The 11,690-nt window shown below is 68.8% G+C and carries 8 protein-coding genes and 1 pseudogene; 6 read left to right on the plus strand and 3 right to left on the minus strand.

Features of this window, described 5'->3' with window-relative positions:
- Positions 1-406 precede the first annotated feature (406 nt).
- The 3 genes from QSK37_RS39855 to QSK37_RS39865 all read left to right on the plus strand — a co-directional run bounded on the left by QSK37_RS39855 (position 407) and on the right by QSK37_RS39865 (position 4,169).
- Positions 407-1,267, plus strand: coding sequence for an MBL fold metallo-hydrolase (locus QSK37_RS39855; protein WP_285631687.1), 861 nt, complete (start codon positions 407-409; stop codon positions 1,265-1,267).
- A gap of 634 nt (positions 1,268-1,901) precedes the next feature.
- Positions 1,902-2,651 carry a S53 family peptidase gene (locus QSK37_RS39860; RefSeq protein WP_285631690.1) on the plus strand — a complete coding sequence of 250 codons (750 nt, stop codon included), beginning with the start codon at positions 1,902-1,904 and terminating at the stop codon, positions 2,649-2,651.
- A gap of 318 nt (positions 2,652-2,969) precedes the next feature.
- Positions 2,970-4,169, plus strand: coding sequence for a G1 family glutamic endopeptidase (locus QSK37_RS39865; RefSeq protein ID WP_285631693.1), 1,200 nt, complete (start codon positions 2,970-2,972; stop codon positions 4,167-4,169).
- Between the two features lie 628 nt (positions 4,170-4,797).
- On the opposite strand, the gene QSK37_RS39870 is transcribed toward QSK37_RS39865, so the two are convergent.
- Positions 4,798-4,965 carry a LuxR C-terminal-related transcriptional regulator gene (locus tag QSK37_RS39870; RefSeq protein ID WP_285631696.1) on the minus strand — a complete coding sequence of 56 codons (168 nt, stop codon included), beginning with the start codon at positions 4,963-4,965 and terminating at the stop codon, positions 4,798-4,800.
- 52 nt (positions 4,966-5,017) lie between these two features.
- On the opposite strand from QSK37_RS39870, the gene QSK37_RS39875 reads away from it, so the two are divergent.
- Positions 5,018-6,679 carry an ABC-F family ATP-binding cassette domain-containing protein gene (locus QSK37_RS39875; RefSeq protein WP_285631699.1) on the plus strand — a complete coding sequence of 554 codons (1,662 nt, stop codon included), beginning with the start codon at positions 5,018-5,020 and terminating at the stop codon, positions 6,677-6,679.
- A gap of 16 nt (positions 6,680-6,695) precedes the next feature.
- On the opposite strand, the gene QSK37_RS39880 is transcribed toward QSK37_RS39875, so the two are convergent.
- A complete protein-coding gene (locus tag QSK37_RS39880; protein WP_285631701.1) occupies positions 6,696-9,500 on the minus strand; it encodes a helix-turn-helix transcriptional regulator in 2,805 nt (934 codons plus the stop codon).
- Between the two features lie 124 nt (positions 9,501-9,624).
- On the opposite strand from QSK37_RS39880, the gene QSK37_RS39885 reads away from it, so the two are divergent.
- Positions 9,625-10,164, plus strand: a complete 540-nt coding sequence (locus tag QSK37_RS39885) for a dihydrofolate reductase family protein (RefSeq protein WP_285631704.1) — start codon at positions 9,625-9,627, stop codon at positions 10,162-10,164.
- Positions 10,165-10,178: 14 nt separating this feature from the next.
- Entirely contained in the window at positions 10,179-10,721 is a 543-nt protein-coding gene (locus QSK37_RS39890) for a dihydrofolate reductase family protein (RefSeq protein WP_285631707.1), read from the plus strand.
- Between the two features lie 30 nt (positions 10,722-10,751).
- Here QSK37_RS39890 and QSK37_RS39895 read toward each other — a convergent pair.
- Positions 10,752-11,615, minus strand: a pseudogene (locus QSK37_RS39895) (LysR family transcriptional regulator); the annotation flags it as partial.
- Positions 11,616-11,690 lie beyond the last annotated feature (75 nt).

The raw sequence follows: 11,690 nt of genomic DNA on the forward strand, positions 1-11,690 counted from the left end.
AGATGTGGGCGTAGGTGCCGCCGCAGTGTCCCAACCTCATGTGTGAGACACGTCGCGTCCTCGGCGATCTGGCGCTCCGGCTTGGAGGGTGTCGTCTCTTTGGCCAGTAATCGTGGGATGGCCCGGACACCTCGGCGCCGATGGCGGTACTTCCGCCGTCGTGCTGGGCGGATCATGTTCCATCACGGCCAACCCAGTTCACCGGTCGGCACGCGGCACGTCACCCAAGCCCGTCGGTGGTTCACCACGGTCTGGACCAGCGCTCTCGCCGTCCACCTACGCGAACTGGCCATCGACCGGGGCAGTACGACCTAGGCCACGCGCCCGGACAGATCCATCGTCGCTGAGGGTCCGCATGAATCTGAGTCAGTCGCCTTTGAGGGGCGGCGGGGGTATGGGTAGGGGCATGCAACTCATCGACTTCACATCAGGCGTTCCCGTGTCCGGATCGCTCGATGTGCAGTGGATTCACGGGTCGCCGTCGGCCAAGCACAACACGGATCCCGACATTCAGGTGCACTTCTACAATGAGCACACTGTCATCCTGCGGCAGAACAAGGCGGTTCACTATGAGGCGCCGTTCATGTTCCTGCTGTTCGGCAACACCCGAGCCGTGCTCATCGACACCGGCGCGACGGAGTCCGCCGAATGGTTTCCGCTGCGCCGAACCGTCGACGATCTGATCGAACGCCGGCTCGCCGGGCATCCAAGGGACGACTACGGGCTACTCGTGCTGCACACTCATGCGCACGATGACCATGTCCAAGGGGACGCCCAGTTCACCGACCGGCCTGGGACGACCGTCGTCGATGCGGGACTCGGCGCTGTCCGGGATCACTTCGGATTCGCCGACGAACCCGAAAAGGTCGCGCACGTCGACCTCGGGGGTCGGGTGCTCGAATGCCTGCTCACCCCGGGGCACCACAGGGCGGCCGTCACGTTCTACGATCCGTACACCGGCCTCCTGCTGACCGGCGACACGATCTACCGTGGCCGGCTGTACGTCGAGGACTGGGCCGCATTCCACCGCACCGTCGGCCGCCTGGTCGAGTTCGCCGGCACGCGGCCGGTCACACACGTCCTCGGTTGCCATATCGAGATGACGAGTGAACCGGGTGTCGACTACCGCATCGGCACCACGTATCAGCCGGACGAGCCGCCGCTGCAGATGACGGTGGATCAGCTACGGGACGTGCAGGCGGCCGTCGAGGAGATCGGCGCCCGTCCCGGCCGGTACGCCTTCCCCGACTTCATGATCTGGCGCTAGGGCGGACTCGGCCGGCCGCACCACGTTGTTCGCGTTCCGCTCAACATCGACCGTTGAGGCGTGCATCGGATAAATCGGCCGTAGCGGAGAACGTCATCTCGCCAGGATTTGGCTTTCGACTTCAGGGGAAAAAGTTTCTCGCTTTCGTTCTCGCTAAGAAACGTAGCCAATAAGGGGAAAGATGATGCGGCTTATGCGGATTCGGCTGCCATTGCTGGCGCTGATGTCGTTGGCGCTGATAGTGCTCCCGTCCGTCGCCGCAGCGCAGCGCGGGCTGCCGTACCGGCGTGTCTGTGAGCCGTCGCCCGGCGCTGGTAGGGCCTTCTGTCTGGCGCTGTTCCGCTCCGATCTGCCCCGCATCACGACGGTCTCGCCCGGTTTCCTGCCGCCCGGATATGGGCCTGCGGAGATTCGCGACGCGTATCGCCTCCCCACTGCCGGTTTCGGGCGAACCGTGGCGATCGTCGTCGCCTTCGACGACCCAAGTGCCGAACAGGATCTGGCGGTTTACCGTAACCAATACGGCCTACCGCCGTGCACCACCGCGAACGGCTGCTTCCGCAAAATAGACCAGAATGGCGGGACACGTTATCCCCCATCCGACGCGGGCTGGGCCGGTGAAGCCTCGTTGGACATGGACGCCGTCAGCGCGGCATGCCCGTACTGCCGGATCCTGCTCGTCGAGGCGAACGACAATTTCTTCAGTAATCTGTTCACCGCGGAGGACCAGGCCGTCGCTCAGGGCGCGAGGTTCGTCAGCAACAGCTGGGGCGCGAACGAGTTCTCTGGCGAGGAGCTTTTCGACCGCCGTCTCGCCGCTCACTCCGGCGTGGCCTTCACCTTCGCCTCGGGTGACCAGGGCTACGGCCACCAGCTCTATCCGGCCGCCTCGCCGTACGTCACGGCGGTCGGCGGCACATCGCTCGTGCGGGCGCGGAACCCCCGCGGCTGGGTGGAAGGAGCATGGTCCGGCGCTGGTTCCGGCTGCTCCCCGTACGCGCCGAAGCCGTCCTTTCAACGTGACCTCAGCTGTCCTCGCCGTACCGCGGCCGATGTGTCCGCCGACGCCGACCCGATGACCGGTCTCGCCGTGTACGACAGTTTCGAGTTCTCCGGCTGGCGGGTGTTCGGCGGCACCAGTGCGTCCGCCCCGTTGCTCGCCGCCATGTACGCCCTGGCCGGGGTCCCGGGTACGGCCGATCAACCCAGCTCCTTTCCCTACGCGCGCCCATGGGCGTTCAACGACATCGTCACCGGCGCCAACGGCTCCTGCGGAGGCTCCTACCTGTGCACCGCGGTCGTCGGGTACGACGGGCCGACCGGCATCGGCACGCCCAACGGCGTCGCCGGGCTGACGAACGGGCCGATCGCCGCGAGCCGATGAGGGTCGGCCGGTCTCGCGGTGTCGCGCACCTGCGGCGTCATCGATTCCTAGCCGAAGGCGGCCTCATTAACGTATCGCGCCTGGCAGGAGCCATGGTCGATGGCGATCCGCACCTTACACAGATTCCGCACCGGAAGGCCCACAGTGATTTGGGTCCAGAGCAGGGTGCCGATAGCCGGCAGTCTGGTTTGTCGCCCACTGAGAACAACGTCCTATATCGGTCACCGGATTGATCTGCGCCTCCGGCCCGTGTCACCGTTCCCTCGGCGTCGCTCGTCAGTCATCGCGGCGTTCACGCTCCCTCGCGTCGGAGGCCGAATGCTGGTCAAGCGTCTGTCTGTCCTGCCCGCGACAATTGTCGTCTCATTACTTCTTTCGACCCCGGCGTTCGGGGCGATAAAGGTCTCGGACGCAAACGGAGATAAGACAGTAGCCTCATTACGTGACTGCCAGAAGTATCCGGTTGAGGAGACTTACTCCATCGACTCCGCAGGTCGGCGGAGTGTCGCCGCCGACGATACGGGAAAGGTTCGAGTTTTCGGCAAGGGCGGCAACACCATGAAGGTCGCCGTGCCGCCTGCCGACTTCGATCCGCATACCGCGACCGATGCTCAACTGCGGATGTACGGGTTCCCACCGCGCCCGAAGAGCGGTCCGGCCCGTACGCGCTGGGACGCTCTTTACCCGCACCACCAAATCGACTTCGTCCTTCCCGAGATGTGCAGCGACCCCCACGTGACGCATCGACCGCCTCAGCGAACCAAGTCGGCGCTCGCGCCCGATCCTTTGACCAGTGACAACTGGTCCGGAGGCATCGCTGTGAACCCGCCCGACGAGCCGCCGTTCACTTCGGCGTTCGTGCGATGGCAGGAACCGAGCTTCAACGCGGTATGTCCGACCGCCTCGGGCTACAGCATCTGGTCGGGAATCGGCGGGTGGGATACAGGCGATCGCCCCGTGTGGGGGCTGCTTCAGGCCGGCGTCGACAACATCGGAGGGTCGGGCCCGAACGATGCCTACGCTTTCTGGGAAGCACTGAACCAGAACAAGGACCAGACGCTTCCCGAGCAGCACATCGTCAATATGAAGGTCTCCGCGCTGGACCAGGTCCAATCGATGACCTACTACAACCCCATAGACAAAACAGTGAGTTTCCAGATCTACAACCTGACGACGAACAAGCTGGCCACGCTGGGCCCGTGGTCGACGATCGTCGACCCCATCGGCAGTGTGAAGGGTTTCGCCAGCGACTACTACGACGGCTGGACCGGCGAACTCATCGCCGAGCGCCCATCAGTGGACGACGCTTACATCAACCTGCGCCAGCCGCAGACCGGCTACAGCCAGTTCCTGGACGCCGAACTCGGCTACGACTCGGACGGCGACCCTTTCCCCGGCTATGAGTATGTCGGCTGGCAGCCGATCAAGATGACGAGCGACAAGGACCTGTCGGTGCCGACGGGCTTCCCCACCAGCGGAGCGACCATGTGGCAGAACACCTGGAAGGCGTGCTCATAAGGCCGCGAGAGGGTCACCCGACGTCAACTCGCAGGATCTGACAGAGCGCAAGGGGCTGTGCCGAGGGGCTCGCCGATGGCGTAGCCGTTCCGACAGAATCCCGCGCCGGGCACAGTTCGGTAGGCACCACGAGGCCGGCTGTGCCCGGCGCGATGGCGCGGAATCTCACGCTCCGCCCATCCGCCGAGCGTGAGGAAGAACCGACAACTCGGGGGTCGGTGCTATACGGCAAGGTCACCTCGGTCGTCTTGCGCGTATGATAAATGCTTACCTTGATCACCGCGCCGACCTTTATCTTTGCTGCCCCCAAAGAGGAATAACGACCGGAGCACCCACCAACCTTCCCCGATACGGCGCCGGCGTCCACCTCAAGAAAAGGTGGCCCACAACTCGACACCTGGTGAGCGCCGCAAGCTAATCCCGGAAAGAGCAGCACCACTCCAGCCACAAGGGCGAGCCCAGCTGCTTTTGCGTTCATCATCCACCCATATTCGCCCGTCCGCTGGACCACCTCGACCGATGGCCCACATCGGGTCTTAGGTGTTCTGCCCGTGAGGTTAGGCCGCTTCAGCCTGATGGTGCAACGAACCGCGGCGCTCGCGGATGCCTAATAGGTCGTCGCCCTCGGTCATTTCTGGTCGAAGAGGTGGGTTCGGTGGGTCCGGGCGACGGCCTCCAGGCGGGTTGTCGCCATGGGCTTGGCCAGGATGTTCGACACGTGGACGCCGGCGGTCTTGGCGGAGATGAACAGGTGTTCGCCGATCTGGCGGTTGCCCAGGCCGGCCTGCCGTCGCATGGGCGTCGGCTGGGTTCGGCGGTCACCCAGTGGCGGATAGCGTTGGCGTTCTATGACCGCAACCCTTGTCGCGAAGGACCTCGCCGCCGGCCACGGTGACCGTGCCTTGTTCTCCGGGCTGGACCTGGTCGTCTCCGCTGGAGAAGTCATCGGGCTGGTCGGAGTCAACGGCGCGGGGAAGTCCACCCTGCTGCGGACTCTCGGGGGCCTGCTCCGTCCCGAGGGCGGCTCCGTGACGCTCAGCCCGTCGTCCGCGGCGGTCGGCTACCTGCCGCAGGAACCCGAGCGGCGTCACGGTGAGACGGTGATCGAGTTCCTCGCCCGTCGTACGGGGGTGGCGCAGGCTCAGCGGGAGTTGGACACCGCGACCGAGGGTCTGGTCGGCGGGCGTGCGGGCGCCGATGACGAATACTCCTCCGCCCTGGAGCGATGGCTGGACCTGGGCGGCGCCGATCTCGAGGACCGGGCCGGGGAGGTGGCCGCGGAGCTGGGGCTGGCAGTGGGCCTCGATCAGCCGATGACCTCGTTGTCCGGCGGGCAGGCGGCCCGCGCCGGGATGGCGTCGCTGCTGCTCAGCCGGTATGACATCTTCCTGCTCGACGAGCCCACCAACGATCTGGACCTCGACGGGCTGGAGCGGCTGGAGCGGTTCGTCACGGGCCTGCGGGCCGGCACGGTGCTGGTGAGCCATGACCGCGAGTTCCTGGACCGTACGGTCACCCGGGTGGTGGAGCTGGACCTGGCCCAGCAGCAGGTGAACGTCTACGGCGGCGGTTACGCCGCGTACCTGGCCGAGCGTGAGGTCGCCCGGCGGCATGCCCGGGCCGACTACGAGGAGTACGCCGGGAAGGCCGCCGCCCTGGTGGAACGCGGCCGTACGCAACGGGAGTGGGCCGCCAAGGGCGTCAGGAACGCGAGGAAGAAGGCGCGGGGCGCCAACGGGGGAGACAACGACAAGGTCGGCCGGAACTTCCGGGCCGACGCGAGCGAGAAGCAGGCCTCCAAGGTCCGCCAGACCGAGCGCGCGCTCGAACGCCTCGACGTGGTCGAGGAGCCCCGCAAAGAGTGGGAACTGCGGATGGAGATCGCCGCCGCGCCGCGCGCCGGGGCGGTGGTGGCGACTCTGCGTTCCGCGGTGGTGCGGCGCGCGGACTTCACCCTGGGCCCCGTCGACCTGGAGATCGGCTGGGCCGATCGGGTGGCGATCACCGGGGCCAACGGGGCGGGCAAGTCGACGCTGCTGGCGGCGTTGCTGGGCCGGGCCGTTCTCGCCGAAGGTCACGCCGCGCTCGGCGCGGGCGTGGTCATCGGCGAGGTCGACCAGGCGCGGGCCCTGTTCCTGGGCGAGGGCGCGCTGCTGGACGCCTTCGGCGCGGAGGTTCCCGAGTCGTCGCCGGCCGAGATCCGTACCCTGCTGGCGAAGTTCGGCCTGGGCGCCGCGCATGTGACCCGACCCGCGGCGACGCTGTCCCCCGGTGAGCGCACCCGGGCGGCCCTCGCGTTGCTGCAGGCGCGGGGCGTGAACCTGCTCGTTCTGGACGAGCCGACCAACCATCTCGACCTGCCCGCCATCGAACAGCTCGAGTCCGCACTCGACTCCTACCCCGGAACCCTGCTCCTGGTGACCCACGACCGCCGGATGATCAACGCGGTGCACACCACACGCCGCCTACACGTCACCAACGGCCGGGTCGCCGAGAAGGACTCGGGCTGAACCACGGAGAAACGCCTTAGCGTTCCTGGTCGAAGAGGTGGGTTCGGTGAGCCCAGGCGACGGCCTCGAGGCGGGTTGTCACTCCGAGCTTGGTCAGGATGTTCGACACGTGGACGCCGGCGGTCTTGGCGGAGATGAACAGGCGCTCGCCGATCTGGCGGTTGCTCAGGCCGGCGGTCAGGAGTTCCAGCACCTCGAGTTCGCGCTTGGTGAGACCGGTCTCCGACCGGGCGGGTGAGGCGGTCGTGTCGACGGGGATCCGGGACCGCTGGGTCAGGCTCTCGATCTCCGTACGCAGCGGTCCGGCTCCCAGCTCGGTCGCGATCGACAGAGCTTCCGTCAGCAGGGCGATCGCCCGATCCCTGTCACGGGCGGACAGGGCCGCTCGGCCGGCGCGGAGCAAGGTCTCGGCCAAGGCGTAGGGCTGTTCGAGGTCGCGCCATGCGGTGATCGCCGGGAGCCACGCGTCGACGTCCGAGCTCATCTCGGCGTCGAACGTCACCCGGTGCGCCTGCTGCAGGCGGCCGGTGACCGTGAGCTTCTTGCTCCAGGTGACCAACTGTTGGATCAGGCCCGAGGCCTGCCGGTGGCCGTTGAGGCTTCGGGCGGCGGTGAGCAGTAGCGGCCACCCGTACCGGGGGCTGACCAGCAGATCGTGATCGTCGAGGACGTGCCCGATGACCGCCGCCATGGCGCCGACATCCTGCTTGACCTGGGCGAGCCGGCAGTCCAGCAGGTCGGGCTCCAGGCACGACTCCTCGCCCCGGTTGTTGCCGCGCATGACGGTCCTGGACTGCTCGGCCGCGGCGGCCGCCTGGTCCGTGGCTCCCCGTCTGAGGTCGACGGTCGCCTGGATGATCTGCAGGTACGCCCGGTACAACGGCGGCGGTGTCAGGCTGAGCGCGTCCCGGTTGACCTGGCTCGCCTCGGGCCAGCGGCCGAGTGAGAGCAGCGACTCCGACAGGTTCGGCGCCAGCAGCGTGCCGCGGGTGCGCGTCAACCCCAGGCGGTCGGCGAGGGTCATGCCCTGCCGGGCGACCTCCGCCGCTCGGGCGTGTTCGCCGAGGGTCTCCAGGGCGTCCGACTCGGTGATCGCCACGAGCAACCGGGTGTCGTGGGCGTCGGAGGCGGCCTCGGCGGCCTGGGCGAACAGGTCGTTCGCCGTCGGAAGGTCCGCGTTCGCGGCGGCCAGGGCGGCGAGGGTGACGAGTGCCTTCGCCTGGACGACGCCGTCGTGGGTTCGGCGGCCGATCTCCAGCGCCTCCTCGGCCGACGCGCGGGCGGGCGCCAGCAGGCGTTGGTTGCGCTGGGCGACGGCCAGTTCGGCCAGCACCCGTCCTCGTACCGCCGGCGATCCGGCGGCCTCCAGCAGATCGGGCAGCGGGTCCTGGCCGTTGCGGTCACGCATCGCCGCGCGCATCTCGAGCAGTACGGCGGCACGCTCGGGGTCCGGCGACTCGTCCAGCGCGGCGGTCGCCACGGCGATTCCGGCGGCCAGTTCACCCGCGTTCAGGCAGGCTTCGGCGGTCATCTCCATGACCGTGAGCCGGTCGACACCGATCCGGTCCGGCAGCCGGTCCCACAGCCGGAGGACGCGGTCGAGCATGCGGTGTCGTTCGGCGTACGCGTACGTCCGGCCGGCCGACTCGGCGGCCTGCCAGGCGGCCTCGGCGGCGTGGGCGTCCTCGCCGGCCGCGTACCAGTGGGCGGCGATCTCGACGGGGCCGCGATCGGCGGGGACCAGCCGCGGGTCGGCGCTGATCGCCTCGGCGCAGCGCCGGTGCAGGCGGACCCGTTCACCAGGGAGCAGCCCCTCGTAGACGGCCTCGCGGATCAGGTCGCGGCGGAAGGCGTACCCGCCCTCGACGACGTCGAGGAACCTCCGGCGTACGAGCGGGCGGAGCGCGTCCTCGAACTCCAGGTCGGCCATCCCGGTGAGCACGGCCAGCAGGCCGTGGTGGACCGGGCTGGCGGCGACCGCGGCCGCGTGCACGATCCGCCGGCTCGGCTCGGGCAGGCGCTCGACATCCGTCCGCAGCAGTTCGCGCAACGACTCGGCGGGGGCGTCGCCGGCGTCCACCAGCGCCTCGACGAAGAGCGGGTTTCCCTCGCTCCGGCGGAAGATCCGGTCCACCTGCGGCTCGCCGGGTGGATGGCCGAGCAGCGCGGCGACCTGCTGTGTCACCGCGTCGCGGTCCAGCCCGGTCAGCATGATCTGCCGTACGTTCTCGTCCCGGGTGACCAACGGTCGTAGCGGATGCGTCGCGGTTATCTCGTCGGGCCGGTACGTTCCGACGAGCAGGAGACCCGGCGCGCTGAGGTTTTGTGCCAGGAAGGTCAGGAGTTCGCCGGTGGACCGGTCGGCCCAGTGCAGGTCCTCCAGCGTCACGACCAGCGGCCGGTCGGTCGCGCCGCCCTCCAGCAGCAGGAGGATCTCCTCGAAGAGCCGGGCCCGGCCCAGGTCGCGGTCCGGATCGCCCTCGTCCTCACCGAGTTCCGGGAGCAGCCGGGCCAGCCCGCGCCGGCCGCGGCCGGGAAGCAGGTCGGCGCCCACGGCCCGCACCAACCGGCGCAGGGCCGTGACGAAGGGGCCGAACGGCGGCCCGTCGGCGCCCAGATCGGTGCACCCGCCCGCCACCGTCCGCGCGGACGCGCCGAGTCCGGACGTGAACTCCCGTACGAGCCGGGTCTTGCCCATGCCGGCCTCGCCGGCGACGAGCACCACGGTCGCCTCTCGCCCCGCGTCGCCGTACGCGGTGAGCAGCGCCGTACGCTCCCGCTCCCGGCCCACCAGAACCGGGCTCACCAGCCGGTTCGCCATGGCCACAGAGTAGCCGCGCCCGGAATCTAAAGAGGGCGGAGCGATCCGCCTAAGGCATCAGCCCAATGTGCCCGGCCGCGATGCCGGACATCCTGGACAGGCACTCGAACGAAAGAGACATCTCATGCGTATCCGCACCCACATGGCCGTCAGCGTCGACGGGTACATCGCGTCGCCGGACGGGCTGCCCACCATCCTGACCGCACCGGACTTCGAGTCCGGCCTCTCGCACGGCCTCCCGGAGTTCATCGCCGGCTGCGGCGCGGTGGTCATGGGCCGCAACACCTTCGCGCCGGCCGTCGGGTCCTCGCACTGGCCGTGGCCGAACCTGCGGGTGTTCGTGCTGACCAGCCGGCCGCTCCCGGAAGGGACGCCCGCGGACGTCGTGTCCGCCGCGGACCCGGCCGAGCTGCTCCGCCTCATGCGCGAGGCGGACTTCACCGGCGACGTGCACCTGGTCGGCGGCCAGCAGACCATCCAGGCCTTCCGCGACATCGACGCGCTGGACGAACTCGGCGTGGTCGTCATGCCGATCCTGCTCGGCGACGGTCTGCGGCTCACGCCCGACAAGAGCGCGACCACGCCGCTTCAGCTCACCGGCACCCGCACCTTCCCGGACGGGTCCGTCGAGCACGTCTACACACCGGTCCGCGACCAGAACTGACCCTAGGAGAACCCATGCGCAAGGTCGTGCTCTACCACATCATGTCCCTCGACGGGATCGCCCACCAGCACCAGGAGGGCGACTGGCTCGCCGACGACGGGCCCCAGCTGCTCCCCTACCTCGGCAGGGTCATCGAGACCCAGGACGACGTCCTGCTCGGCCGCGGGACCTTTGACGACTGGTCCGGGTACTGGCCGAAGTCGGACTTCGAGCCCTTCGCGAGCTTCATCAACGGCACCCGCAAGCACGTCGTCACGTCCTCTGCCCTCACTCAGGACTGGGCGAACAGCACTCCGGTCACCACCTCGGTGACCGACTACGTGACCGAGTTGAAGCAGGGACCCGGCCGCGACATCGGCGTCCACGGGAGCATCAGCCTGGCCCGTACGTTGCTGCGGGCCCGGCTCGTCGACGAACTACGACTGGTCGTCGCCCCCGCGGTGGTCGGACGCGGAAGCCGGGTGTTCGACGGCGACATGCTCCAGCAATGGAGGCTGGACGACCTGGAGCGAGGAAAGAACGGCACCCTTCTCCTCAACTACGGTCGCGCCACCTGAGGCCACCGCGTGGGCCTCGCGGAGGATGCCGGCCAGCTGCCCGACGATCTCTCGCGGGTCGGACCTGGTGACGGCGAACACCGTGCGGGTGACCGCGTCCTCGCCGGCGAGGGGGCGTACGGTCACGCCACGGTGGGAGACGCCGAGTGCCAGGTCCGGCAGCAGGGCCACTCCCACGCCCGCGGCGACCATGCCCTGGACCGCGGTGTAGTCGTCGGTGGGAAAGGACAGTGCCACCCGCGGGTCGAAGCCGCGGCGCCGGCACGCCGCGAGGATCAGAGCCGCGTCCGGGCACTCGGGGCCGCCGCCGATGACCCAGGGCCGGTCGGCGAGATCGCTGAGACGCACGGCGGTCGCGGCGGCGAGCGGATCGTGACGTGGCAGCACGACACGCAGCGGATCGTCGAAGAGCACGTCGGTGCACAGGTCCGCGGCGGGCTCCTGGCCGACCGTGAGCGCCAGGTCGGCGTGCCAGGAGCGGACGGCGCCGATCGCCTCGGCCGGGAGCTCGGCGAGCGACAACACCGGCTCGACGCCCGGATGACGGGTCCGCAGCAGGCTGATGACGGCGGGTACGAGCGTGTAGGCGGCGCTGGCGAACGTCGCGATCCGTACCCGGCCGGCCCGCCCGTCGGCGACCGCTCGCACCTCGGCCTCTGCCAGGTCGAGCTCGTCGATGATCGTCTCGGCGCGGCGTACGAGCGCCCGGCCGGCCTCGGTGAACCGGACGCGGCGCCGATCGCGCTCGACGAGCCGGACGCCGAGCTCCTGCTCGAGCGCCGCGACATGCTGGGACACGGCCGGCTGGCTGTAGGAGAGGGCTCGAGCCGCAGCGGAGAACGACCCCTGGGCCGCCACGGCCAGGAGCACGCGTAGGCGTCGCACATCCAACATAAGAGTTGCTTATCAAAAGCGCCCGGATCTGTCATGAATCCATATACAGGTCGCGGGTACCCCCGCAAGAACCGG

The organism is Actinoallomurus iriomotensis, from assembly GCF_030269445.1.
GTDB lineage: Bacteria > Actinomycetota > Actinomycetes > Streptosporangiales > Streptosporangiaceae > Actinoallomurus > Actinoallomurus iriomotensis.

Coding starts and splice junctions, on each gene's coding strand:
- QSK37_RS39865 (WP_285631693.1), top strand. CDS start 2,970: ATGCTGGTCAAGCGTCTGTCTGTCCTGCCCGCGACAATTGTCGTCTCA.
- QSK37_RS39875 (WP_285631699.1), top strand. CDS start 5,018: ATGACCGCAACCCTTGTCGCGAAGGACCTCGCCGCCGGCCACGGTGAC.
- QSK37_RS39890 (WP_285631707.1), top strand. CDS start 10,179: ATGCGCAAGGTCGTGCTCTACCACATCATGTCCCTCGACGGGATCGCC.
- QSK37_RS39880 (WP_285631701.1), bottom strand. CDS start 9,500: ATGGCGAACCGGCTGGTGAGCCCGGTTCTGGTGGGCCGGGAGCGGGAG.
- QSK37_RS39860 (WP_285631690.1), top strand. CDS start 1,902: ATGGACGCCGTCAGCGCGGCATGCCCGTACTGCCGGATCCTGCTCGTC.
- QSK37_RS39885 (WP_285631704.1), top strand. CDS start 9,625: ATGCGTATCCGCACCCACATGGCCGTCAGCGTCGACGGGTACATCGCG.
- QSK37_RS39855 (WP_285631687.1), top strand. CDS start 407: ATGCAACTCATCGACTTCACATCAGGCGTTCCCGTGTCCGGATCGCTC.
- QSK37_RS39870 (WP_285631696.1), bottom strand. CDS start 4,965: ATGCGACGGCAGGCCGGCCTGGGCAACCGCCAGATCGGCGAACACCTG.